Below are 23,811 nucleotides of genomic sequence, written 5' to 3' on the forward strand. Positions count from 1 at the left end.
CGAACAGGGCGCGGTCCACTTGAGGGATGTCAGGCGACGCGGCTGCCGTTCTGATGGGCCGAGAACTCGTTGCTCTGCAAGCTGCGGACGGCATTGCGGCCGCTGTGCTTGGCGGCATAAAGTGCAGCGTCGGCGCGGCCGATGATCATCTGGCTCGTATCACCGCTTTCATACAGACTGACGCCGATCGACAGGGTCAGGCGGCCGAGATTTTCACCCGTCGAGCGTTTCACCAGTTCCTTGCCCATGACGGCCTTTCGGATCTGCTCTGCCACCTCCATGGCATCGCCGATCTGCGCCTCGGGCAGGATAATGGCGAATTCCTCGCCACCGTAGCGGCAGGCAATGTCCTGACCCTTGATGCTCTGCTTCACGGCCAGGGCCACGAGCCGCAGCACCTGATCGCCGGTCTGATGGCCAAACCGGTCGTTGAAGCTCTTGAAGTGATCGATATCCGTCAGCAGCAGGGCAAAGCCTTCGCCGGTGCGTGAAGCCAGCTCGATCGCCCGGTCAATGGCAAGGTCAAAATGCCGCCGGTTGCTGAGCGTGGTCAGTTCATCGGTGAGGGATTCGTAGCGGATCGCCTCAAGGCTCTCCTTCAGCGAACGGATCTGCCGGTTCGATTCCAGCAGCTGACTTTCGAGATTGCGGTTGGCCGCAATGGCGGCATGGGTCGCCTTGACCATCGCCGAGGTCAAAACCCTCAGCCCTTCATCATTCAGCGCTTCATGCAGCTTGCCCAGAACATTGTCGAGTGTTCTCCCGAAGTCAGACGTGGCATCGGTGCTGATGCGGATTGCATCGACCAGGTCCTGCACCTCTTCGGCAACGCGCGTGCCCACCTCGTCAACCCGGTCGCCAAGCCGGTTGGGAGACAGGAAGCGCGAATAGATCCGCTGCAGATCATCGGCTGAGATCGAGCCCTTCGTCGCGATCAGATCGTTGATCGCGCGGTTGAGCGCCTGGTTGAAACCGGCCGCATATGTATACCAGGTTTCGTAGTTGCGCGGATGGGCGGGAATGACATTGCGCCGGATATATGAGAGCGCCGCTTCACCATAAGTGATGGTTCTCTTGAAATCCTCCGCATCCGCCATTCTGGCCCCCACCATATGAACAAAAGCACCATTCCGATGAACGGCGCTCTGACATTGCCTAAAATAGAAGTCTCCAATTTAACGCTGGGTTAACCTGAGCAAAAATCCGGAGGACCTGAGGGCACTTTTGACAAAAAGGGATGGCGCGAATTCGGTTCAGCCGGCGAATTCTCACCACGTTACGATGTTCCTGCCAGAAAAGCCAAGGCCGCTGTTCTTTATAAGAACAGCGGCCTTGCGTGAAACGCACTGAGCTCCAGCGATCGCAGCGTGGCAAACCTTCAGGAAGCCTTCTTGGCGCGCGGATCGCGCAGAAGGAAAGCGGGAATGTGATCGCCGAGGCCGATAACCGGCTGGTCGTCATCCTGATGGCGGCCGCGCCGGTTGTTGCCGCCGTTGCGGTCGCGCTGCTGCGGATGATTGCGGTTGCCGTCGCGGGGGGGCCGGTCATTGCGCTCGCGCATGGGCTCCTGCGGCTGCGAGTGCTGCGGAGCAATCCGTGGCTGCGGTGCATCTTCCGGCATGACTGCCGTTGCTGCATCCTGAACCTCGGCGGTCTCGCTCTTGCGCGGACGGCGCGTCCGGCTGCGGGCGGGTGCCGGTGCAGTGTCCTCGTGTGTGGCCTCTTCTGGAATGGCTTCCTGGGTGCGGCTGCCGCCGCGGGGGCGGCGTGCAGGGCGCTCGGCCTTGGCACCACCGCCGGAGCGGGCGGCCTTGCGGCGTTCCTTGCGCTCGGCATTGGCAGCTTCAAAGTCCAGCGGCTCGCCCAGCCAGTCGATGCTCTTGCCGATCACCTTCTCGATGGCGCCCAGATACTTCTGGTCGTCGGCGGCAACCAGCGTGTAGGCAACGCCAAGGCGTCCGGCGCGGCCCGTGCGGCCAATGCGGTGGACATAGTCTTCCGCATGGATAGGCACGTCGAAATTGAACACGTGGCTCACATCCGGAATGTCGAGACCACGGGCAGCCACGTCGCTGGCGACGAGCAGCTTCAGGTTCCCCTTGCGGAAATTGTCCAGCATGGTCATGCGGGTGCGCTGGTCCATGTCGCCATGCAGCGCGCCGACATTGAAGCCATGCCGCTCCAGCGAGCGGAACAGGGTGGCCACGTCAACCTTGCGGTTGCAGAAGACGATGGCGTTCTGCAGATCTTCGGCCTGGGCGAGAAGATTGCGCAGGGTCTGGCGCTTCTCATAGTCTTCTCCGCCGGTCGCCACCAGATGCTGGGTGATGGTCGAGGACGTGGAGGAGCGTGTTGAAACTTCAACCTTGGCCGGGTTCTGCAGGAAGGTCTCCGTCAGGCGCTGGATTTCCGGCGGCATGGTGGCCGAGAAGAACAGGGTCTGGCGGGTGAAGGGGATCAGCTTGCAGATCCGCTCGATGTCCGGGATGAAGCCCATGTCGAGCATGCGGTCGGCTTCGTCGATCACAAGGATCTCAACGCCCTGCAGCAGCAGCTTGCCACGCTCGACGTGATCCAGCAGACGGCCCGGAGTGGCGATCAGAACGTCGGCACCGCGGTCAATCTTCTTGTCCTGCTCGCCGAAGGAAACACCACCGATCAGCAGGGCGACATTCAGCTTGTGGTTGACGCCGTACCGCTCGAAATTCTCCTGAACCTGCGCCGCGAGTTCGCGCGTCGGCTCAAGGATCAGCGTGCGGGGCATACGTGCGCGGGCGCGGCCCTTTTCAAGAAGGGTGAGCATCGGCAGCGTGAAAGAGGCCGTCTTGCCGGTGCCGGTCTGGGCGATGCCCAGAACATCGCGCCGTTCCAGCACGTGAGGAATGGCGCCCTTCTGGATGGCGGTCGGTTCGTTGTAACCGGCAGCCTTAACTGCCTGAAGTACTTTCTCGCTGAGGCCGAGAGTGTCAAATGACATTGAGAACGAGGTCCGATTCTGGGTCGCTGTAGCTGGACGGACCCAAGTTCTGCTCAGGTCCGGAATTGGCGCCACCCTACAGTTAAAGGCCCTCTTGTCAATGTTTTCCTGAGGTTTTGACCCTGAAACGGCCCTGTTAATGCTAACAGGGCGGCAGTTGGGAGCAAATCAGCAGGCACGCGGGTGCCTGCCTCTCATCGCAAATGCAGCAGCTTGACTTCGCCGTCAGCTTGAAGCGGGAGCTTCACGCTCAGATATCGAGGTCTTGCGCGAATTCGGCGCGGTCCTGGATGAAGCGGAAGCGGGCTTCCGGCTTGTTGCCCATCAGCTGTTCGACGGTGTCGCTGGTGCTGGCCTCGTCGCCTGCCACCACCTGCACCTTCAACAGGGTGCGCTTGGACGGATCCATGGTGGTTTCCTTCAGCTGACCCGGCAGCATTTCGCCAAGGCCCTTGAAGCGGCCGATCTCGACCTTGCTCTTGCCCTTGAAGACGGTGGCCAACAGCTCGTCCTTATGCTCATCCGTGCGGGCATAGATGGTCTTGCCGCCCTGTGTCAGGCGGTAGAGCGGCGGAACAGCGAGATAGAGGTGGCCGTTGTGGATCAGCTCCGGCATCTCGCGGTAGAAGAAGGTGATCAGCAGCGAGGCGATATGCGCGCCGTCCACGTCGGCGTCGGTCATGATGATGACCTTCTCATAGCGCAGATCCGCATCCTTGTAGTGGGTGCGGGTGCCGCAGCCGAGCGCCTGGATCAGGTCCGCCAGCTGCTGGTTGGCGACCAGTTTGTCCCGCCCGGCATTGGCAACGTTCAGGATCTTGCCGCGCAGGGGCAGTACGGCCTGATTGTTGCGGTTGCGGGCCTGTTTTGCGGAACCACCGGCCGAGTCACCCTCGACGATGAACAGCTCCGTGCCTTCCGACTGGTTGGCCGAACAATCCGCCAGCTTGCCCGGCAGACGCAGCTTGCGCACGGCGGTCTTGCGGGCCACGTCCTTTTCCTGGCGGCGGCGCAGGCGTTCTTCCGCCCGGTCGATCACCCATTCCAGCAGCTTGTTGGCCTGGGTGGGGGAGGCGGTCAGCCAGTGGTCGAAGGCATCGCGCAGGGCGTTCTCGGTGATGCGCGTTGCCTCGTTGGTGGCCAGCTTGTCCTTGGTCTGGCCGACAAACTCCGGCTCGCGGATGAAGACCGACAGCATGCCGGCGGCCGAGGTCATGATGTCTTCCGAGGTGAGGATTGCGGCCTTCTTGTTGCCGACGAGATCCGCATAGGCCTTGAGGCCGCGCAGCAGTGCATAGCGCAGGCCCGCCTCATGCGTGCCGCCTTCCGGCGTCGTCACCGTGTTGCAGTAGGAAGACAGGAACCCGTCGCCCGCAAACCAGGTGACGGCCCATTCCACCGCGCCGTGCTTGCCGGGCTGGCCCAGCTTGCCGGCGAAGATGTCGTCGATGACCTTGCGCTCCTTGCCGAGCTTCTCGGAAAGGAAGTCCTTCAGGCCGCCGGGGAAGTGGAACACGGCTTCGGCCGGTGTCTTGTCTTTCTCGTCCAGAAGCGCCGGGTCACAGTGCCAGCGGATCTCGACGCCGCCGAACAGATAGGCCTTGGAGCGGGCCATGCGCAAAAGACGCGCAGGTTCGAACTTTGCTTCCTTACCGAAGATCTGCCAGTCGGGCTTGAAACGCACCATCGTGCCGCGCCGGTTCTGCACGTCGCCGACGAGTTCCAGAGGCCCCACGGGCTTGCCGCGCTGGAAGACCTGACGGTAGAGCTTGCGCGCCCGCGCCACCTCGACCACCATTTCCTCCGACAGGGCGTTCACCACCGAAGATCCCACGCCGTGCAGGCCGCCCGAGGCCTCGTAGACCTTGCTGTCGAACTTGCCGCCCGCATGCAGCGTCGTCATGATGATTTCGAGCGCGGACTTGTCCTTGAACTTGGGATGCGGATCGACCGGAATGCCGCGGCCATTGTCCGTGATGGTGATATAGCCATCGGCGCCAACGGCAACGTCGATCCAGGTGGCGTAGCCTGCGACGGCCTCATCCATCGAGTTGTCGATGATTTCGGCAAAGAGGTGATGCAGCGCCTTTTCATCGGTGCCGCCGATATACATGCCCGGACGGCGCCGCACCGGCTCAAGGCCTTCCAGCACCTCGATGTCGGCTGCCGTATAGTCCTCACCGGCTGCGGAACTGCGCTGCGGTGCCGGGCTCGCCGCTTCAACCGGTGCTGTTGCGGGCACAGGCACGGCGGGCGCGGGCGCAGGGGCTGCTTTGCTGGCCGCCTTGGGGGCTGCCTTTGCGGGCGCACTCCCTGCCGCTGCTGCCGATCCTGCGAAGAGATCCTCGTCTGCGCTCATGCCGTTTCCATGTTCCATAGTCTGTGGGGCAGGCCCTTGCGTGTGACGCAAATGGCCGTGCCGTGTGTCCGGTTCCCGTTGCCGGAGCCCGATTCGCTGCTGCCCGATTCGGCGCGATTGTCTCAGCCGCCAGCCTGCGGCGAAAGGGGAAAGCCCCGGAACCGCGCGGATTTCCAACGAAACGGCGCTTTTGAACGGTCTGGACAACCGAATGTCAACCGCTTTCGTCCAGGGTGTGTGCAAGGGCCGCCCGGCCCTGCGCCAGTCCCTGCCATGAAGCAGCAAGAGGAGCAGTGAAGCCGTGAATGGTTGCCCGGCTTGCTTTTGGGAAGGTGTTCTGGCGGCAGGACGCGGCCGAAACCTTGAGCTTTGCGGCGCTCAGGGTGGCGGGATTGAATAAAAACAGACGCGAGTCTGTGGCGCCGCCGCAACAGTCAGACGCGATGTGATGCGCTATGACTTGTGGCGCCGGTGTTGCCGCCGTTCAGCCACGATTGGGCTTCAACCCTTTCTGGCATGGAAGGGCAGAGTGATCTTCAGCAAATTGCCGCCGCCCCCTTGGGGAATGAGTGGCAGGCATGAAGAGCGAGGCAGTCAGGCAGGCATATGCATCACTGTGTATGCAATTTGGATCAGGGGTTTGGTGTGCGCGTTATCTTTGCGTTGAACAGGACAGGGAATGGCGGGGCGACATCCCGAGTCTGTCTTTACAGCGGTGGAACGCATTCCTCTTTCCTTGGTTCCATCTCCCGCAGATTTTTTTCGCATGGTGCCACAGCTGCCAGCGCAAATACTGACAGCCTCAATGGTGCTGGCCCAAATGCTGCCGGAATGCAGCAGTATTTTTCTCTCCATCGAATTCACAAAGGGCCAGCGCCGCATGGCGCCACGGGCATGGCGGTCAGGCTGGCTGCCGGCCGCGCTGCGGCTTTGGCCGGAAAAGGTGCGCCAGTCCGCACCAAGGCGAGATCCAGAGTCATGCGTATGTTGCGGAATCTCGTCCAGATAGCTGGTCTGCAGCTCATGCTGCTGGTGCCTGCTCATGCCTTCGACGGAACACCGGCCAGCAACGAGCAGATCACGCCGGATCGCATGACTGCGAGCGAGGCGCTGCGCCTTGGCGCCAGGAAATACTATTCCGGCGACAAGCAGGCAGCGCTTGATTCCCTGCGCTACGCGGCCGAGAACGGCCAGCCGATGGCTGCCTGGAAGCTGGGCCAGATGTATGCGGCCGGTGACGGCGTCGCCGAGGACGACTACAAGGCTTTCGAATATTACAATCAGGTCGTCAGCCTCTATGGCGACGAAAGCCCCACCTCTCCGCAGGCACCTTTCGTCTCCAGTGCCTTCGTGGCGCTTGGCAAATACTACATGACCGGCATCAAGAACACGCAGGTCAAGGCCAATCCGGCCCGTGCCCGCCAGATCTTCACCCACGCCGCCTCGTATTTCGGCGATGCGGAGGCCCAGTATGAACTGGGGCAGATCTACCGCGAGAACAACGACCTGATGGCCGTGCGCTGGTTCAACCTTGCGGCCCTCAAGGGCCATATCGGGGCGCAGGCGCTGCTGGGCGAGACCCTGTTCAACCTGGCCGACTCGCTGGAAAACCGCGAACGCGGGCTGATGTGGATGACCATTGCCCGTGCCCATGCAGCTGAAGAAGGCGTGGGCGATCTTGGCTGGGTTGTCGACATGCAGGAGCGGTATTTCTCGCTGGCAAGTGAGGATATCCGCCGCTCCGCCGCCCGCCGTGCCGACGCCTGGATGGCCAAGCATGAGCCGATGCGCGCGCCTTCTGCCGAAGCTCTCAGCGCATCGGCGCTGCGGTAAACACCACCCATCCGTATGAAACGGACACCGCCGCCTGCGGCTCGTGCCGCAGGTGTTTTGCTATTCAGGGGCGGGCATTCAGCTTCGCCCGAGGGCACGATGCCGCCGCATGATGAGCTTGACGCATCGAGTGCCGGTTAAGCCTGCGCGGCGCTTGAGCCTTTTCAAGGCGTGATCCATCAGCGTCTCAGAGCCTTGCTATGAGACATGAGAGCGGTGCCGCTCAGGCGGCAAGATCCACCCAGACCGGCACATGGTCGGAGGGCTTTTCCCAGCCGCGCACATGGGCGTCGATGCCGCAGCCGCGCATCAGGTCGCTCGCCTGCGGCGACAGCAGGATGTGGTCGATGCGGATGCCGTTGTTCCGCTGCCAGGCACCGGCCTGATAATCCCAGAAAGTGTAGGTTTCGGCGGCATCCGTCGAGGCGCGCACGGCTTCGGTGAAGCCGAGATTGACAAGGCTGCGGAAGCGGTTGCGGCTTTCGGGCTGGAAAAGGGCGTCGCCCAGCCAGTCCTGCGGATTGCGCGCATCCTTCGGCTCGGGGATGACGTTGTAATCGCCCAGCAGCAGGAAGGGCATTTCCTCGGCAAGGCGCGTACGGGCATGGGCGATCAGCCTGTCCATCCAGCGCAGCTTGTAGGGGAATTTTTCCGTGCCCAGCGGGTTGCCGTTGGGAAGGTAGAGGCAGCCGACGCGCAGCGCCCCGCCGTCTGTCGAAACGGTTGCCTCGATGTAGCGGGCCTGCTCGTCGCTGTCATCGCCCGGCAGGCCGCGCTGGATATCCTCGAGCGGCTGGCGGGAGAGGATCGCAACACCGTTGAACCCTTTCTGCCCGTGAGTAGCGGCGTGATAGCCCAATTCCTCGAAAGGCGCGGAAGGGAAGGCCTCGTCCACCGACTTGATTTCCTGGAAGCAGGCAATGTCCGGCTTTGCCTCGGAAAGCCATTGCAGCGCCGTGCCGATGCGGGCCTTGACCCCGTTGATGTTCCAGGTGGCGATCTTCATTCCCGCAGCCCGTCCTTCTGCCAATCTCATGTTCTCCGGCTGACAGTGTTAGCAGGCACGTGGGGGGATGGCCAGAGAGAGGGGGGGCTGGCAGCAGGTGGATTGCAAGGAAATGCTGGTGCAAGCGGGCAATTTGCCTTGCTCCAGCTCTTCCATCGTCATCCGGCCGAAGCGAAGCGGAGAGCCGGGACCGGTGAGCCAAGGCCTGGCGGATATGGTTCGCCGCACAAACAACAACTGCCACGGCTCACCGGTCCCGGATCGCGCGGCGCGCGTCCGGATGACGATGGAGAGGTATCGTAAACCGTTGGCGCATCCAGCGCGAACTGCGCCAGACAGTGCTTCAGATCGTAAAACTCGTGCCGCAGCCGCAGCCGGCGACGGCGTTGGGATTGCGGATCTGGAAGGACTGGCCCATCAGATCGTCGATGAAGTCGATTTCCGAGCCTTCCATGTACTGGAGGGACACCGAATCGACCAGAACAGTGGCGCCGTCGCGCTCAATGACCAGATCATCCTCCTCGCGGGCGGTGACCACGTCATACTTGTACTGAAGACCCGAGCAGCCGCCGCCTTCGACGCTGACGCGCAGCATGGAGCCGGGCGTTTCGCCGGCGAGAATCTTTGCAACACGGCGGGCGGCGCGGGCGCTCAGGGTGACCGGAGTGGCGGCTTCCAGGGTGTCTGTGCTCATGAAATCGGCTTCCCTTAGGGTGCGGCGCTGGATTTCTGCAGGAAAATGGCCATATCCAGCCATTCACAGGGTGTCATCACAGTTGCGCCTTGTCTTGACTAATAGGTATGTACGCATTGGGCCTGCGTCAATTGCACAAGCGCAAGGTCAGGAATGCCGTCCGGTACGGTCAGCTTGCAGGTGGGGTGATTTGAATGACAGTAGCGAGCCTTGGGTATGGGGCGCAGGCGCGCGCAATTTATGCGCAGGATCCTGCGCTGACACGCGGCCGTCTTCACCCCGAGCCGGAGAGCCCGACGCGCACACCCTTCCAGCGCGACCGGGACCGCATCATTCATTCCACCGCCTTCCGCCGCCTGAAGCACAAGACGCAGGTCTTCGTCTATCACGAGGGCGATCACTACCGCACGCGCCTGACCCATACGATCGAGGTGTCGCAGATCGCCCGCGCGCTCGCCCGCGCCCTGCGGCTCGATGAGGATCTGGCCGAATGCCTGGCGCTCGCCCATGACCTTGGCCACACGCCCTTTGGCCACGAGGGCGAGGATGTGATGCATGAGTGCATGGCCCCATACGGCGGCTTTGACCACAATGCCCAGTCCCTGCGCGTGGTCACCTCGCTGGAACACCGCTACGCCGAATGGGACGGGCTGAACCTCAGCTGGGAAACGCTGGAAGGCCTTGTGAAGCACAACGGCCCGCTGGTGGATGCCTCCGGCGCGCCGCTCGGCAAGTTCAAGGACAGCGTGCTGCCCTTCGCCATCCGCACCTATTCGGACAAGCAGGATCTGCGCCTCGACAGCTGGCCAAGCGCAGAGGCGCAGGCCGCCGCCATTGCCGATGACATTGCCTATGACGCCCACGATCTGGATGACGGGCTGCGGGCGCGGCTGTTCAACATTCAGGACATCGCCGAAGTGCCGTTCCTGGCGGATATCCTGCAGGAAGTCGATAGCCGCTATCCGGGGCTGGACGAGCCGCGGCGTATCCATGAGATCGTCCGCCGCCAGATCACACGCATGGTGGAAGACGTGATCCGCGAGGGAATCCGCCGCCTGCGCGAGCTGCAGCCGAAAAGCGCCGAGGACATCCGCAGGGCAGGGCATGCGGTGGTGGACTTCTCCGCAGAGATGAGCAAGGCCGAGAAGGAAGTGAAGCGCTTCCTCTTTGCCCGCATGTACCGGCACCCGGATGTGCTGTCGGTGCGCAAGCTGGTCGCGCGGATCACGCGCGAGCTCTTTGCCCATTACATGGCTACGCCGGCCGACATGCCGCGTGAATGGGCGGCCGGTGCTGCCGGCCTTGCACCGGAAGCGCGGGCGCGGCGCGTGTGCGACTTCATCGCCGGCATGACAGACCGCTATGCCATCGAGGAACACCGCCGTCTGTTTGACGATACACCGGATTTGGGCTAGGCCCGCCGCCAGACATGCCCCAGGGTGAAACCGGGGCGCTCAAGCCATTCCTTTTCAAGACAAGCCAGATTGGCCATACGATGAACATCTTCGCTGAATTCACCGCCCGGGTGCAGGCTGCCGTCAAGGCACTCGATCTTCCCAGCCCTTTGAGCGGTCAGGATCTTGCCCGCATCACCGTGGAAAGCCCGCGCGATCCGGCCCATGGCGACCTTGCCACCAATGCGGCCATGGTTCTGTCGAAACCGCTCGGCATGAAGCCGCGCGATCTGGCCGGCCAGATCTCAGCAGCTCTTGCCAAGGATGCCGAGGTTGCGGAGGTCAGCGTTGCCGGGCCCGGCTTCATCAACCTGCGCGTCAAGCCCGTGGTGTGGCAGCGGATTCTGGGCGCTGTCGTCAGCAGCGGCCTTGACTTCGGCCGCTCCGCACTGGGTGGCGGCGCCAAGGTCAATGTCGAATATGTTTCGGCCAATCCGACGGGCCCGATGCATGTGGGCCACACGCGCGGCGCGGTCTTCGGCGATGCGCTGGCCAACCTGCTGGCCTATGCCGGTTATGAAGTAACCCGCGAATACTACATCAACGACGCAGGCTCGCAGATCGACACGCTCGCCCGCAGCGCCTTCCTGCGCTACCGCGAGGCTCTGGGTGAGGAGATCGGCGAAATCCCGGCAGGCCTCTATCCGGGCGACTATCTGAAGCCGGTGGGCGAGGAACTGGCCAAGGCCCACGGCAAGGCGCTGCTGGAGATGGGCGAGGACGCCGCTCTGCCCATCGTCAAGGAAGCGGCGATTTCGGGCATGATGGAGCTGATCAGGGGAGATCTAAAGCTCCTCAACGTGCATCACGATGTGTTTTTCTCCGAGCGCACCCTGCATGAGCGCAGCGAAGGCGGAGAATCGCCCATCGACCGGATGCTGGACGTGCTGCGCGGCCGTGATCTCGTCTATGAGGGAACCCTGCCGCCGCCGAAGGGCCAGCTGCCGGAAGACTGGGAAGACCGCGAGCAGACCCTGTTCCGCGCCACCGGCTTTGGCGATGACATCGACCGCCCGCTGAAGAAGTCCGACGGCTCCTACACCTATTTCGCCGCCGACGTTGCCTATTTCCTGTCGAAATACGAGCGCGGCTTCAAAGAGATGGTCTATGTGCTGGGTGCCGACCATGGCGGCTATGTCAAGCGTCTGGAGGCGGTCGGCAAGGCCATCTCCGGCGGTTCGTCCGAGGTGATCGTTCGCCTGTGCCAGCTGGTGAAGCTGTTCCGGGCGGGTGAGCCCGTGCGCATGTCCAAGCGTGCCGGCGATTTCGTCACCCTGCGCGATGTGGTGGAGGAAGTGGGCCGCGATCCCGTGCGCTTCATGATGCTGTTCCGCAAGAATGATGCGCCGCTCGACTTCGATTTCCAGAAGGTGACGGAACAGTCGAAGGACAATCCCGTCTTCTATGTTCAGTATGGCCATGCCCGCTGCTGCTCTGTGCTGCGTCAGGCAGCTGAGGAGCTGAAGGGGCAGGATCTGTCGGACGCTGCGCTGGCCGCGGTGAGCTACGAAGGCCTGAGTGATTCCGGCGAACTGGAGCTGATCGGCAAGCTTGCGATGTGGCCGAAGATGGTCGACGCCGCCGCCGAGGCGCATGAGCCGCACAGAATCGCGTTTTTCCTGCACGATCTGGCAAGTTCCTTGCATGCGCACTGGAACCGTGGCAAGGAAATGCCGCAATTACGTTTTATTAACCCTGAAAATACAGAGTTGACTCTTGCGCGTCTTGCTCTTGTGAGGGCAGTATCTTTGGTTCTTGCTTCTGGGCTTGCAATTCTTGGAGTCGACGCCCCCCAGGAAATGCGCTGAGGCAGGAGAGCGTGTCCGGCCGGGTGATCCCGGATAGCCAGTTGGCCTGGCCGGATGCCATCGGTGGAACGCAACACGAATATGTCTCAACGCTCTGACTTTCCCAGATCCGATTCTTTCCGTGAGGCAGATGCTGCCGCACGGCATACGGACGATCAGCTGGGCGCTGAGGATCCGCTGGTTCAGCTGGCGCGCATCGTCAACCGCAACCGTCCCGCGTCTTCAGAATCTGGCAGCGATTACTTCGCAGCACTGGATCAGGATGATCTGCTGCGGGAGCCGGCGGGGCAGCTCCCGTTTTCCCAGCCTGCCGGCTACGGCCGTGACGAGAGCCATGGCGCTCACGGCCAGCCGGAAAGCTATGCTGGCCAAGAGGCTTATGCCGGCGCCGGATCCTATGCGGATGAGCCGTACGAAGCCTATCCGGACCAGCCGGATTATGGCGCTCCGGCCGTGGCCCTGCCTGAAGACTTCCATCTGGAAGACCCCTATGGCACTCCCCGCAGCGAAGAGAGCGGCTACCCTGAGGCCGTGTCGCAGCCTTTCGTGACACCGGATCTGCGCGGCGGCGGTGATCCCTTGCGCTATGAAGAGTCAGAGCCGGCGCAGTATGCCCCGTCGGTGGAGAGCTATGGCTTGCGCGGCTCCTCCGGCCTTCAGCTCGACGAAGAAGCCTTCGCCTCTTCACTGGCCGCCGGTGAGGGGGACTATTACGCTGGCGAGAGCGCTGAGGACGAGGCTGCTGCTGGCCTGCGCCCGGCCCTGAACCTGTCTCTCGATCCGGAAGAGCTCGCGGGCTACCCGGAAGATGATGCCGCCATGACCGGCGCCGGGGGGGACGCAAGTCAGTCTTATGGCGCATCGGCCTATGCTGACGAGGGCTACGCAGACGATGGCACTTACCCGGCAGAAGAAGCCTATACGGAACAGGCTTACTTCTCCGGGGACTCCGCTGGCAATCTGACGGCGGGTGGCAGCCGGTATGACGCCGGGGATAAGGGCGCGTTGCGCGGGTCGCTGGATCGGGGAAGCGGCTTTGATTTTGCAGCCAGCCTGGAGCAGGGGCTGGAGGATGAGCTGCAGGGCGCCTTCGAGGCAGGGCTTCAGGAACAGGGCCGCGTTCAACCGGCCTCTTCCTTCGCCGGATATGGCGAGGAGAGGCCTGCTCCTTCCGCTCATGGCCCGGAGACGGGATCCATGGCGGCAAGTCTTTCGGCCGCTCTTGCCGGATCGCTGGTGTCTGCGCTGAGCGAAGAGGTTTCTGCGGCCGGGGCAAAATCTGGGGAACGGACCTTCAAGCCGCGCGCAACACCCCAGATGCCTCAGGCCAAGGCCGAGCCTTCGAACAAAGCCGCCAGTGCGCCGTCTTACGGAGGCTATGACCCCGAGGCCCTGGCCGCGGCGCCCCAGCCGAGCAAGGCGGCGGCCGCTGCCGTTCCCTTTGTGCCGGATGCCACGCAGCCCTGGCCATCGCTGGCGTCCGATGCAGCTGTGCGCAGCGCAAAGGAGGCTTCGGCCAGCTTTGCCGAGCTTGATGATCTGGTCGGGTCCCTGTTCAAGGATGAAAGACTGCAGCGGGGCAATGAGCCGGAGCGCAAGTCCTCCGGCCTTGATCCTGCCGATATCGATGACATGGCCTGGCCGGAGGCCTTGCGCAATCTTCCGCGCGAGGCCGGTCCTGCCGAGGATGATCTGTCTGAGGGCGAGATTGCCGATATCTTCGCCCGGAGCCGTCCGCAGGCTCAGCAGCTGCCGCTGCTGTATGACGAGGACGAGGCACCGCCCCCTCCCGGAGGCTATGACCTTGATGCGGTGGCCCGTGCCATGCAGGAGAGTGATCCGACGCTTGCGGGCGCCGGTATCCTTCCGCCCCATTCCGCCTATGAAGAGCAGGCAGCTCCGCATTCGGGCAACAGCCGCCGCGGGCTGAAGATTGCCGCCGCCGTGCTTGGCGTTGCCGTTGCCGGAGGGGCTGCCTTTGCGCTGCTCGGATCCGGCGGCTCGTCTGTGCCGGATGGCCCGCCGCAGGTGATTGCAGGGCTTGAAGAGCCGCTGAAAACCTATCCCGAACCGGCCGCAAGCGGCCCCAGCCAGCCCGCCAAGCTCATCTATGACCGTGTTGGCGGAGAGCCGGCCGATGGTGAGCGCATGGTTGTGCAGGACAGCCCGGAGCCGGCCGAACTTCCCCCCGCACCGGTGGATGGTTCTGCATCGGATCTGACGCCGGGGGCACCGAAGCGGGTGCGCACGCTCGTGGTGCGGCCCGACGGCACGATTATCAACGGCGCTTCGAGCGCTGATACGGCCGGGACAGGGACAGTACGGACCGTTTCGCCCGCGCCGGTTGCGCAGGCACCGGCACTTGAAACACCGGGCATGCCCGGCGCAGCCGGTGCACTGGCTCCGGTTGCGGCCCTGACGCCGGCGCCGGGCGCCGAGGAGGCCGCAGGGCCTCTGACGCCGGTAACGCCGGAAGAACAGCGGGCCGCGGATGCGATTTTCAACGGTGCAACACCGCGGGTGAAGCCGGTTCCAGGTGCGCATGTTGCTGCGGTTCAGGCGCAGCGGGTTCCGGCCCAGCCTTCCACGCCGCAGCCTGTCAATTCCGGACCGCTCAACCTGACTCAGCCGGTGGCACCCCAGCCCGTTGCGGCTCAGCCCGCGCAGCAGGCGCAGGCTTCCGCCCCTGCCGCGTCCTCGATTGCACCGGGTGTCTATGTGGTGCAGGTGACGTCCCAGCGCAGCCAGGAACAGGCGCAGACCGCTTACGCCGCCCTTCAGCGCCGCTACCCGTCGGTTCTGGGCGGACAGACGCCGGTGATCGAGCCGATCGAGATCGAAGGCCGCGGCACGTTCTACCGCGTGCGCATTCCGGCCGGGTCCAAGGATGCAGCCGACGCGCTCTGCGGCAGCTTGCAGTCCGCAGGCGGCGATTGCTTCGTCCGCCGCAACTGAGACGGACAGCCAGAGAAGGAAAACGCCGGTCACGTGACCGGCGTTTTTCTTTTTAAAGGCAATACCTTACATCAATGCCTTTACAAGATGCGGCAGACTGCGCTCCAGCCGGTAGTCGATGGAGGAATGGTTGTCCGGGAACTCCTCATAGACATGCGCCACACCCCTTGCGGTCAGCGTCTGGTGCAGGCGGCGGGCGCCGTAGAGAAGATTGTACTGGTCGACGTCACCGCAATCGATCCACAGCGCCTTGAGGCTGGACAACGCGTCCAGGTGCCGGGTGACGATCTGCGCCGGGTCATGTGCCAGCCAGTTGGCCCAGCGTTCGGGGATGAGCTCGCATGTGCCGGAGGTGACCGGCAGGCGGATGCCGCAGAAACTGTCCGGGTCCGGATCATAGCTGGCGGCCATGGCGAGGGACATCAGCACATGCATGTCGGAACCAGAGAATTTCGGTCCTGCCTCGAAGTCGGTGATGAAACGCTCCACCGAGCCGCCCTTGCGTGCCAGCGTGCGCAGCACGTTGGGCATGTCGGGCAGGTAGCACAGCTCGAAACCCATGTCGCCGGAATGGCAGGCGGCCGCCGACCACACATCCGCGTGCCGCATGGCATGCATGATGGCGCCATAGCCGCCGGAAGACTTGCCGAAAAGCCCGCGCTTGCCCTTTCCGCCGCAGCCGAAGCGGCTCTCGACCGCCTCCAGCATCGGGCCGGTGAGATATTGCGCCCACAGGCCCATGGCGGCCGAATCGACATACTGGTTGCCGCCCAGCCGGGTGAAGCAGTCGGGCATGGCAATGACAACCGGGGGCAGGGTGCCATCTTCGATCATCCGGTCCAGCCGCTCGGGCAGGTTCTCGCCGAAGTTCTTCCAGGCGGCATGGCCGGGGCCCGATCCGGTGAAACCTGCGAGGTCCACCAGCAGCGGAAGCCCCTTGCCATCATGGCCATGGGGCACGTAGACGATGACTTCGCGCTCTGCCGGATCGCCCAGGAGATTGGCTGCCAGCAGGGAGCTTGCGACCGTGAGGCTGTGAAGACTTCCCTTGGGTGTGTCGTGGCGCTTGCGCATGATGGCATCCTGTGATTGGCACATGGGTCTCAGGGCATGTTTATGAGCCAGGCGCACAGAGGGTGCAAATCAGCCCTTTGTGCGGCCTGACAGATCCGGGCGGTTCCTGTGGACGGACGCCCGCAAAGGTGTTTGATGACGAAGGCATTCATCACGGGCTGTGCGGGGCTGGAACTTTCTGAGGATGAGCGCGCCTTTCTGGCTGCCGAAGACCCGTGGGGGCTCATTCTCTTCCGACGCAACTGCGAGAGCCGCGAGCAGATCGGGGCGCTGACGGCCGCCTTCCGTGAGGCAGTTGGCCGCAGCGATGCGCCCGTGCTGATCGACCAGGAAGGCGGGCGGGTGCAGCGCCTGCGCCCGCCGCTTGCCCCGTCCTATCCGCCTGCGCGCCGCTTCGGTGCGCTCTATGAGCAGGACGGGGAGAAGGGCCTGCGCGCCGCTTTTCTCGGCGCCCGGCTGATCGCCCATGACCTGGCTGAACTCGGCATTACAGTGGACTGCATGCCCGTGCTGGACGTGCTGTTCCCGCAGACCGTGGATGCCATCGGCGACCGGGCCTATGCGGATGAGCCGGAGACGGTGGCGGCACTTGCCCGCGCAGCCTGTGACGGCCTGCTGGCAGGCGGAGTGCTGCCGGTGATCAAGCATCTGCCCGGGCATGGGCGGGCAGAAGTCGACAGCCATCTGGAGCTGCCGCGCGTGCGGGCACCGCGCACTGATCTGGAAGCGGTGGACCTGCTGCCGTTCCGCAAGCTGGCGGATCTGCCGCTGGGCATGACCTGTCATCTGCTGTTCGAGGATATCGATCCGGTTCATCCGGCCACCCAGTCGAAGATCATCATTGAAGAGGTTATCCGCCGTCAGATCGGCTTTGACGGCGTGTTGATGAGTGACGATCTTTCCATGGAGGCTCTGGGCGGCGATATTGGCAGCCGGGCTGCGAAATCCTTTGCTGCGGGCTGCGATCTTGCGCTTCACTGCAACGGGGATCTCAAAGAGATGCGGCAGGTGGCGGCAGTTGCGCCGGTGCTGCAAGGCGGCAGCCTTGACCGCTGCGCGCGGGCCCTCACCGCGCGCCGGATGCCGGAAACGGGCTTTGATAGGCTTGCGGCGCGGGCGGAAATGGACGAATTGCTGGGCGGTGCGGGGCTTGCCTGAATTTGTGCGGCCCGGAACCAGCGCGTGAAGGAAACGGCAGATGGTGACACAGCCGGACTTTCTGGAAGGCCCGCCCATCGACAGCGAGCGGGCGGTGTCCGATCCGCAGCTTGTCGTGGACGTGGACGGCTTTGAAGGCCCGCTCGACCTGCTGCTGACGCTGGCGCGCGGCCAGAAGGTGGATCTCACGCGCATTTCCATTCTGGCGCTGGTGGAGCAGTATCTTGCGTTCGTCTCGGAAGCCCACAAGATGCGGCTGGAGCTGGCGGCCGACTATCTGGTGATGGCGGCCTGGCTCGCCTATCTGAAGTCGCGCCTGCTGATCCCCGAGCAGAAGAGCGAGGATGAGCCGACGGGCGAGGAACTGGCCGCAGCTCTTGCCTTCCGCCTGCAGCGCCTTGAGGCGATGCGCAATGCCGCTGCTGCGCTGATGGCCCGCAACCGGCTGGGCCGGGATGTGTTTGCCCGCGGCGCGCCGCAGCAGCTGGCCGTGCAGCGCAAGAGCGTCTGGACGGCGACCATCTACGAGCTTCTGACTGCCTATGCGGCGCAGCGTCAGCGCCAGTCGGTCACCCACGTGCGGGTGCGGCTCAGGACCGTGTGGTCACTGCAGGAAGCGCGCGAAATCCTCACGCGCCTTGTCGGCACCATGGCGGACTGGGCGCCGATCAATTCCTATCTGATGGATTATCTGATGGACGATCAGGAACGGGCGACCGTACTCGCAAGCACGTTCTCCGCGAGCCTCGAAATGGTCCGTGAGGGACATATCGAGCTGCGCCAGTCCGGCCCGTTCGAGCCGGTCTATATCAGAAAACGGCAGGAGGGTTCCCGCGATGGCGGATGAAATCGACCGGGATGGCCTGCGCATGGTGGAGGCGCTGCTCTTTGCCTCTGCCGAGCCGCTGGCGCGGGACGATATTGCCGCCCGCCTGCCGCAGGGCATGGATGTGGATGGGCTCCTGTCCGAGCTGAAACGCCATTATGCGATGCGCGGCGTCAATCTGGTGCGGGTGGCCGGAAAATGGGCCTTCCGCACCGCCGAGGATCTGGCCTATCTGCTGCAGCGGGAGGCGGTGGAACAGCGCAAGCTGTCACGGGCGGCGCTGGAAACCCTTGCCATTATCGCCTATCACCAGCCGGTGACCCGCGCCGAGGTGGAAGAAATCCGCGGCGTTTCGACCAACAAGGGCACACTGGACGTGCTGATGGAAACCGGCTGGATCCGCATGCGCGGCCGCCGCAGGACACCGGGCCGCCCGGTCACCTACGGCACCACGGATGCCTTTCTCGACCATTTCGGGCTGGAGGTCATCGGCGATCTGCCGGGCCTTGAGGAACTGAAGGGGGCAGGGCTGCTCGACAGTGCCATCCCCGCCAGCTTCCATGTGCCGATGCCTGACGATTCGGACGCCCTTGCACCGGATGAAGATCCGCTGGAGACAGGGGAACTGTTCGATTTCGAGGAGCTTGAAGAAGAGGAACCGCAGCAATGAGCGCAACCGCCCTGAAGGAACGGCCCGAAAGCGGCGATACCCCCGGCTGGGGGGCTCGCGGCACGGCGGGGGCGGCTTTCGCAGCTGGTCTGGCCTTTGAGAATGTCTTTCATTCCTATGATGGGGTGCCGACGCTGCATGGTGTCAGCCTCAGCATCGAGCCGGGCGAAATTCTCTGCCTTCTGGGCCATTCGGGCTGCGGCAAGACAACGCTGATGCGCATTGCGGCCGGTGTCGAGCCGCAGACGTCCGGCCGCGTGCTGATCAATGGCGAGGAAGTTGCCGGGCCGGCCCGCTTCCTGCCGCCCGAGAAACGCGGTGTGGGCCTGATGTTCCAGGACTATGCGCTGTTTCCGCATCTCACCAACCGTGAGAACGTGATGTTCGGCCTGACGCAGTTGAGCCGGGATGCGGCCCGCTCGGTCGCCGGGCAGATGCTGGCGCGGGTGGGGCTGGCGGGCTACGCGGATGATTATCCCCATTCTTTGTCCGGCGGCGAGCAGCAGCGCGTGGCGCTGGCCCGCGCGATTGCACCGCGCCCCGGCATCCTGCTGATGGATGAGCCCTTTTCGGGCCTTGACCGGCGCCTGCGCGACGATGTGCGGGAGGAAACCCTGATGATCCTGCGGGAGACGCGGGCGACCTGCATCATGGTGACCCACGACCCGGAAGAGGCGATGCGCATGGGCGACCGGATCGCCCTCATGCGGCGCGGACGGCTGGTGCAGTTCGGCACGGCGCGGGAGCTTTATCTCCAGCCCGCAAGCCGGTTTGCCGCCCGTTTCTTCTCCGAGGTCAATGAACTGGAGGGCGTGGCCACGGCAGACGGGCTGGAATGCGCCCTGGGGCGGCTGGCGCTGGAGCCGGAGCGCTGCTTGCCTGCCGGCACGAAACTGGACATCTGCGTGCGCCCGGAAGGTGTGATTCTTTCCGGCGCAGAGGGCAAAGGCTGCAAGGGGCGCATTCTCAGCCGCCGCTTCATCGGCATGGCAGATCTGGTGCTTGTGGACGTGGAAGGACTGTCCCAGCCCCTGAAGGCGCGGTTGCGCGGTGATGAGGGCCTTACTGCAGGTGCTGATGTGAGTGTGGAGCTTGATCCACGGGATGTACTTGCCTTTGCCAAAGAGGCCGTAACCGACTAGAAGGAGCTTGCGGGGCCGTGTTCCGGGTCCCACATCTACCGGGCGCGGCGCTTCCTGGAAAAGCGTCCTGCGCCATGGGCAAGGGTGCACGAGGGCAGGGCATTGCGTATCTGACCCATATTGGGAGTTCAGGGAATGAGTATTGGTATCTGGCAGCTGCTGATCATCGCAGTGATCGTCATCCTGCTCTTCGGGCGTGGCAAGATCTCCGACCTGATGGGCGACGTTGCCAAGGGCATCAAGAGCTTCAAGAAGGGCATGGCTGAGGACGACACGCCCGGGAAGGCTCCCGAAGCGTCCAAGACCATCGAACACAAGCCGGCCGATCCGGTTGCTGCCGACAAGGTACAGGACCAGTCCAAGGCTGGCTGATCCGTCAGTCGCTTTGTCGCTAGGGATGGCGGTTATTCATGTTCGATATCGGATGGGCTGAACTTATGGTGATTGCCTGCGTGGCGATCATTGTCGTTGGCCCGAAAGACCTGCCGCGGATGCTGCGGACCTTCGGTCAGATCGTCGGCAAGGCGCGGCGGATGGCCAACGAGTTCCAGTCGACCTTCAATGATGCCATCCGCGAGGCTGAGCGTCAGGCCGACATCGACGACATGCGCAAGGCGGCCGACGCTGCTGCCAACTTCAATCCTCTGGGGGACCTGAAGAAGGCGATTGAAGGGGACCGTGCGGCCGGCAAGGAAGCCGCCTCTCAGGCTCCAGCGGCGGATGCAGCGGCACCCGTTTCGCGGCCGGTGCCCGTTTCCGCTGCCAGCTCGACGGAAGAACAGCCGCTGGCGGTTCCTGTGACAGGGCCTCAACCGCCTGAACCCGTGGTTGAGCTCAAATCTGAGCCTGCTCCAGCCGCGCCGGCCCCCCCCGCAGAAGCACAGGCTGCACCCGCTTCCCAGGACAAGACAGCATGAGCCAGGACGACATCGACGCCTCCAAGGCGCCGCTCATCGAGCACCTGATCGAGCTGCGCTCCCGCCTGCTGAAGTCGGTTATCGCCTTCATCATCATGTTTGTCGTGTGCTTCTACTTCGCGACGGACATCTACAACATCCTGACGGTGCCCTATCTGAAGGCAGTGGGATCGGCCAAGCCTGTGGAGATGATCTTCACGGCGCCGCAGGAGTGGTTCTTCACCCAGATGAAGCTGGCGCTGTTCGGCGCGCTGTTCCTGGCGTTTCCGGTGATTGCCTCGCAGGTCTACATGTTCGTGGCGCCGGGGCTCTACAAGAACGAGCGGCAGGCCTTCCTGCCGTTCCTGGCGGCAACGCCCGTCCTGTTCCTGATGGGTGCGTGCCTCGTCTATTTTTTCGTCATGCCGATGGCGATGGGCTTCTTCCTGTCGATGGAGCAGACGGGCGGCGAGGGCAAGGTGGCCATCCAGCATCTGGCCAAGGTGAGTGAATATCTCGGTCTCATCATGACCCTGATCTTCGCCTTCGGCCTCGTGTTCCAGCTGCCGGTGGTTCTGACGCTGCTGGGCCGCTCCGGCTTCCTGACCTCGCAGGCGCTCAAGGAAAAGCGGAAATATGCGATCGTGGTGAGTTTCATCGCGGCCGCCGTTTTGACCCCGCCCGATCCCATCAGTCAGATCGGCCTTGCGGTCCCGACCTTGCTTCTCTACGAAGTGTCCATTCTTTCGGTGCGGATGATCGAGCGCAAGCGGGCCGAAAAGGAAAAGGAAGACGCGGAGGCGTGAACCGCCTCCAGCCTTCCTTGCCTTTGCCCCTTCCGCCGGTCTGTCCGGGCCGCATTTCCTGTCTTTCAGCGGAAGCCTGACATGTTCGACATCAAGTGGATCCGGGAGAATCCCGACGCCTTCGACGCAGCCCTCGCACGCCGTGGCCTCGACAAGGCATCCGCCCGTCTCATCGCCCTCGACGATGCGCGCCGCAGCCACATCGCCCGCCTGCAGGAAGCCCAGGAGCGCCGCAACGCGGCTTCCAAGGAAATCGGCAAGGCCAAGGCCACGAAGGATGAGGCAGCGGCTCAGGCGCTGATCGATGAAGTTGCCAAGATCAAGACCTTCATTCAGGAGGGCGAGGAAGAAGAGCGCCGTCTGAACGAGGCGCTCGACAAGGCGCTCTGCGTCATCCCCAACCTGCCGCTGGACGATGTGCCTTATGGCGAGGATGAAAGCGGCAACGTTGTCTACCGCACCTGGGGTCAGAAGCCGGAGCTGAGTCTTGGCTTTGCGCCGAAGGAGCATTACGAACTGGGCGAGGCCAACGGCGGCATGGACTTTGCCGTTGCGGCCAAGCTGTCGGGCGCGCGCTTCGTTGTCCTCAAGGGCCAGCTGGCGCGGCTTGAACGGGCGCTCGGCCAGTTCATGATCGACCTGCACACGACCCAGAACGGCTACACCGAAGTGTCGCCGCCGCTGCTCGTCAATTCCGAAGCCCTCTTTGGCACCGGCCAGTTGCCGAAGTTCGAGGAAGACCTCTTCAAGGCCGGTGACAACCACTATCTCGTGCCCACCGCAGAGGTGCCGCTGACCAATCTGGTGGCGGGCGAAATCCTGACGGAAGACATGCTGCCGCTGCGCGTCACGGCGCTGACCTATTGCTTCCGTTCGGAAGCCGGTTCTGCCGGCCGCGATACGCGCGGCATGCTGCGCCAGCACCAGTTCCAGAAATGCGAGCTGGTGTCGGTGACAACGCCCGAAACCTCGCTGGACGAGCTGGAGCGCATGCTTTCCTGCGCCGAAATGGTGCTGCAGAAGCTTGGCCTGCATTACCGCGTCATGACCCTGTGCACCGGCGACATGGGCTTCGGCTCGCAGAAGACCTATGACATCGAGGTCTGGCTGCCGGGACAGAACACCTACCGCGAAATCTCGTCCTGCTCTGTCTGCGGCGACTTCCAGGCCCGCCGCATGAGTGCGCGCCTGCGTCCGTCGGATCCGGCGGCCAAGGGCCTGCGCTACGTGCATACGCTCAACGGCTCGGGTCTTGCTGTCGGCCGCACGATGATTGCGGTGATGGAGAACTACCAGAACGCCGATGGCAGCATCACGGTGCCGGAGGTTCTGCGCCCCTATATGGGCGGCCTCGAAAAGATCGGGTGAGCGATGCGCATTCTCATCACCAATGATGACGGCATCCATTCTCCGGGGCTCTATGCCCTGGAGCGGATTGCGAAGACCCTGTCCGATGATGTCTGGATCGTCGCGCCGGAAACCGACCAGAGCGGCGTTGCCCATTCGCTGACGCTGTCCGAGCCGCTACGCCTGCGCCAGGTGAACGACCGCCACTTTGCCCTGCGCGGCACGCCGACAGACTGTGTCATCATGGGGGCCCGCAAGGTGCTGCCAGGTATGCCGGATCTCATTCTCTCCGGTATCAACCGGGGTGAGAATGTCGCCGATGACGTGACCTATTCGGGCACCGTTGCAGGCGCCATGGAAGGGGCCATCCTCGGCATTCCCTCGATCGCCGTCTCGCAGGCCTATGGCTACGGGCAGGGGCGCAACCCGGACTATTCCACGGCGGAAACGCATGGCCCGGCGCTGTTCCGCAAGCTGCTGGACTTCAGGCTTCCGCGTTACACGCTTTTGAACGTCAACTTTCCCGCCTGTCCGGTGGATCAGGTGGCGGGCGTGCGGGTGACCGTGCAGGGGCATCACGAGCAGACGGGTCTGATGGTGGATGAACGCGTTGATGCGCGCGGCTTCCCGTATTTCTGGCTTGGCTTCACCGCCCGCACGCATGATCCTGTCGGCAACAGCGATCTCAACGCACTCAATGCCAATTGCATCTCCGTGACGCCGCTGCGCCTGGATCTGACTGCGCATGATCTTGTCGGGCTGGTGGCGGAGCATCTGGCCTGATTGCGGGATGCAACGAGGGGCAT

General features: G+C 63.5%; 19 protein-coding genes. 13 read left to right on the forward strand and 6 right to left on the reverse strand.

Annotation, left to right across the window (positions count from 1 at the left end; genetic code table 11):
• Window positions 1-29 precede the first annotated feature (29 nt).
• The 3 genes from ASC48_RS08915 to parE form a co-directional block, all read right to left on the reverse strand.
• Window positions 30-1,097, reverse strand: coding sequence for a GGDEF domain-containing protein (locus tag ASC48_RS08915; protein ID WP_082440052.1), 1,068 nt, complete (start codon window positions 1,095-1,097; stop codon window positions 30-32).
• Window positions 1,098-1,378: 281 nt separating this feature from the next.
• On the reverse strand, window positions 1,379-2,977 hold the full coding sequence (locus ASC48_RS08920) for a DEAD/DEAH box helicase (protein ID WP_055455406.1): 1,599 nt from the start codon (window positions 2,975-2,977) through the stop codon (window positions 1,379-1,381).
• Window positions 2,978-3,227: 250 nt separating this feature from the next.
• The gene (gene parE, locus ASC48_RS08925; RefSeq protein ID WP_055455517.1) at window positions 3,228-5,336 is read right to left on the reverse strand and encodes a DNA topoisomerase IV subunit B; all 2,109 of its coding nucleotides are present in this window, start codon (window positions 5,334-5,336) and stop codon (window positions 3,228-3,230) included.
• A gap of 978 nt (window positions 5,337-6,314) precedes the next feature.
• On the opposite strand from parE, the gene ASC48_RS08930 reads away from it, so the two are divergent.
• Window positions 6,315-7,169 (forward strand): tetratricopeptide repeat protein, encoded by an 855-nt coding sequence (locus ASC48_RS08930; protein ID WP_141658909.1) that lies wholly within the window; start codon window positions 6,315-6,317, stop codon window positions 7,167-7,169.
• A 223-nt stretch (window positions 7,170-7,392) separates the two neighbouring features.
• Here the strand turns inward: ASC48_RS08930 and xth are convergent, their stop codons facing one another.
• Window positions 7,393-8,175, reverse strand: a complete 783-nt coding sequence (gene xth, locus ASC48_RS08935; RefSeq protein WP_055455407.1) for an exodeoxyribonuclease III — start codon at window positions 8,173-8,175, stop codon at window positions 7,393-7,395.
• 343 nt (window positions 8,176-8,518) lie between these two features.
• On the reverse strand, window positions 8,519-8,869 hold the full coding sequence (gene erpA, locus ASC48_RS08940) for an iron-sulfur cluster insertion protein ErpA (RefSeq protein ID WP_055455519.1): 351 nt from the start codon (window positions 8,867-8,869) through the stop codon (window positions 8,519-8,521).
• 194 nt (window positions 8,870-9,063) lie between these two features.
• Here erpA and ASC48_RS08945 point away from each other — a divergent pair, with 194 nt between their 5' ends.
• The 3 genes from ASC48_RS08945 (at window position 9,064) to ASC48_RS08955 (ending at window position 15,086) form a co-directional block, all read left to right on the forward strand.
• Entirely contained in the window at window positions 9,064-10,284 is a 1,221-nt protein-coding gene (locus ASC48_RS08945) for a deoxyguanosinetriphosphate triphosphohydrolase (protein WP_055455408.1), read from the forward strand.
• 80 nt (window positions 10,285-10,364) lie between these two features.
• A complete protein-coding gene (argS, locus tag ASC48_RS08950; protein ID WP_055455520.1) occupies window positions 10,365-12,131 on the forward strand; it encodes an arginine--tRNA ligase in 1,767 nt (588 codons plus the stop codon).
• Between the two features lie 81 nt (window positions 12,132-12,212).
• Complete coding sequence (locus ASC48_RS08955) at window positions 12,213-15,086, forward strand: SPOR domain-containing protein (protein WP_055455409.1); 2,874 nt, start codon at window positions 12,213-12,215, stop codon at window positions 15,084-15,086.
• 66 nt (window positions 15,087-15,152) lie between these two features.
• Here ASC48_RS08955 and ASC48_RS08960 read toward each other — a convergent pair whose 3' ends face one another.
• Complete coding sequence (locus ASC48_RS08960) at window positions 15,153-16,160, reverse strand: alpha/beta hydrolase (protein WP_055455410.1); 1,008 nt, start codon at window positions 16,158-16,160, stop codon at window positions 15,153-15,155.
• A 135-nt stretch (window positions 16,161-16,295) separates the two neighbouring features.
• On the opposite strand from ASC48_RS08960, the gene nagZ reads away from it, so the two are divergent.
• The 9 genes from nagZ to surE all read left to right on the forward strand — a co-directional run bounded on the left by nagZ (window position 16,296) and on the right by surE (window position 23,788).
• Complete coding sequence (gene nagZ, locus ASC48_RS08965; protein WP_055455411.1) at window positions 16,296-17,318, forward strand: beta-N-acetylhexosaminidase; 1,023 nt, start codon at window positions 16,296-16,298, stop codon at window positions 17,316-17,318.
• Between the two features lie 40 nt (window positions 17,319-17,358).
• Complete coding sequence (locus ASC48_RS08970; protein WP_055455412.1) at window positions 17,359-18,165, forward strand: segregation and condensation protein A; 807 nt, start codon at window positions 17,359-17,361, stop codon at window positions 18,163-18,165.
• Window positions 18,155-18,814 (forward strand): SMC-Scp complex subunit ScpB, encoded by a 660-nt coding sequence (scpB, locus tag ASC48_RS08975; RefSeq protein WP_050475187.1) that lies wholly within the window; start codon window positions 18,155-18,157, stop codon window positions 18,812-18,814. The genes ASC48_RS08970 and scpB overlap by 11 nt, the downstream gene beginning before the upstream one ends.
• A complete protein-coding gene (locus tag ASC48_RS08980; RefSeq protein WP_055455413.1) occupies window positions 18,811-19,956 on the forward strand; it encodes an ABC transporter ATP-binding protein in 1,146 nt (381 codons plus the stop codon). Before scpB ends, ASC48_RS08980 begins: the two co-directional genes overlap by 4 nt.
• Window positions 19,957-20,091: 135 nt before the next feature.
• Entirely contained in the window at window positions 20,092-20,328 is a 237-nt protein-coding gene (locus tag ASC48_RS08985; RefSeq protein ID WP_055455414.1) for a twin-arginine translocase TatA/TatE family subunit, read from the forward strand.
• A gap of 38 nt (window positions 20,329-20,366) precedes the next feature.
• A complete protein-coding gene (gene tatB / locus ASC48_RS08990; RefSeq protein ID WP_055455415.1) occupies window positions 20,367-20,873 on the forward strand; it encodes a Sec-independent protein translocase protein TatB in 507 nt (168 codons plus the stop codon).
• Window positions 20,870-21,658, forward strand: coding sequence for a twin-arginine translocase subunit TatC (gene tatC / locus ASC48_RS08995; protein WP_055455416.1), 789 nt, complete (start codon window positions 20,870-20,872; stop codon window positions 21,656-21,658). The genes tatB and tatC overlap by 4 nt, the downstream gene beginning before the upstream one ends.
• 81 nt (window positions 21,659-21,739) lie before the next feature.
• Window positions 21,740-23,026 carry a serine--tRNA ligase gene (gene serS / locus ASC48_RS09000; protein ID WP_055455417.1) on the forward strand — a complete coding sequence of 429 codons (1,287 nt, stop codon included), beginning with the start codon at window positions 21,740-21,742 and terminating at the stop codon, window positions 23,024-23,026.
• Between the two features lie 3 nt (window positions 23,027-23,029).
• On the forward strand, window positions 23,030-23,788 hold the full coding sequence (surE, locus tag ASC48_RS09005) for a 5'/3'-nucleotidase SurE (RefSeq protein ID WP_055455418.1): 759 nt from the start codon (window positions 23,030-23,032) through the stop codon (window positions 23,786-23,788).
• The last annotated feature ends 23 nt before the right edge of the window (window positions 23,789-23,811 follow it).

The organism is Pannonibacter indicus (assembly GCF_001418225.1).
In the GTDB taxonomy this organism is placed as follows: domain Bacteria; phylum Pseudomonadota; class Alphaproteobacteria; order Rhizobiales; family Stappiaceae; genus Pannonibacter; species Pannonibacter indicus.

What these genes read in the sequence shown, in the direction of transcription:
- serS (WP_055455417.1), top strand. Translation starts at nt 21,740, where the DNA reads ATGTTCGACATCAAGTGGATCCGGGAGAATCCCGACGCCTTCGACGCA.
- ASC48_RS08970 (WP_055455412.1), top strand. Translation starts at nt 17,359, where the DNA reads ATGGTGACACAGCCGGACTTTCTGGAAGGCCCGCCCATCGACAGCGAG.
- xth (WP_055455407.1), bottom strand. Translation starts at nt 8,175, where the DNA reads ATGAAGATCGCCACCTGGAACATCAACGGGGTCAAGGCCCGCATCGGC.
- nagZ (WP_055455411.1), top strand. Translation starts at nt 16,296, where the DNA reads ATGACGAAGGCATTCATCACGGGCTGTGCGGGGCTGGAACTTTCTGAG.
- ASC48_RS08960 (WP_055455410.1), bottom strand. Translation starts at nt 16,160, where the DNA reads ATGCGCAAGCGCCACGACACACCCAAGGGAAGTCTTCACAGCCTCACG.
- ASC48_RS08915 (WP_082440052.1), bottom strand. Translation starts at nt 1,097, where the DNA reads ATGGCGGATGCGGAGGATTTCAAGAGAACCATCACTTATGGTGAAGCG.
- parE (WP_055455517.1), bottom strand. Translation starts at nt 5,336, where the DNA reads ATGAGCGCAGACGAGGATCTCTTCGCAGGATCGGCAGCAGCGGCAGGG.
- ASC48_RS08920 (WP_055455406.1), bottom strand. Translation starts at nt 2,977, where the DNA reads ATGTCATTTGACACTCTCGGCCTCAGCGAGAAAGTACTTCAGGCAGTT.
- tatC (WP_055455416.1), top strand. Translation starts at nt 20,870, where the DNA reads ATGAGCCAGGACGACATCGACGCCTCCAAGGCGCCGCTCATCGAGCAC.
- tatB (WP_055455415.1), top strand. Translation starts at nt 20,367, where the DNA reads ATGTTCGATATCGGATGGGCTGAACTTATGGTGATTGCCTGCGTGGCG.
- ASC48_RS08985 (WP_055455414.1), top strand. Translation starts at nt 20,092, where the DNA reads ATGAGTATTGGTATCTGGCAGCTGCTGATCATCGCAGTGATCGTCATC.
- scpB (WP_050475187.1), top strand. Translation starts at nt 18,155, where the DNA reads ATGGCGGATGAAATCGACCGGGATGGCCTGCGCATGGTGGAGGCGCTG.
- ASC48_RS08945 (WP_055455408.1), top strand. Translation starts at nt 9,064, where the DNA reads ATGACAGTAGCGAGCCTTGGGTATGGGGCGCAGGCGCGCGCAATTTAT.
- ASC48_RS08980 (WP_055455413.1), top strand. Translation starts at nt 18,811, where the DNA reads ATGAGCGCAACCGCCCTGAAGGAACGGCCCGAAAGCGGCGATACCCCC.
- erpA (WP_055455519.1), bottom strand. Translation starts at nt 8,869, where the DNA reads ATGAGCACAGACACCCTGGAAGCCGCCACTCCGGTCACCCTGAGCGCC.
- argS (WP_055455520.1), top strand. Translation starts at nt 10,365, where the DNA reads ATGAACATCTTCGCTGAATTCACCGCCCGGGTGCAGGCTGCCGTCAAG.
- surE (WP_055455418.1), top strand. Translation starts at nt 23,030, where the DNA reads ATGCGCATTCTCATCACCAATGATGACGGCATCCATTCTCCGGGGCTC.
- ASC48_RS08955 (WP_055455409.1), top strand. Translation starts at nt 12,213, where the DNA reads ATGTCTCAACGCTCTGACTTTCCCAGATCCGATTCTTTCCGTGAGGCA.
- ASC48_RS08930 (WP_141658909.1), top strand. Translation starts at nt 6,315, where the DNA reads ATGCGTATGTTGCGGAATCTCGTCCAGATAGCTGGTCTGCAGCTCATG.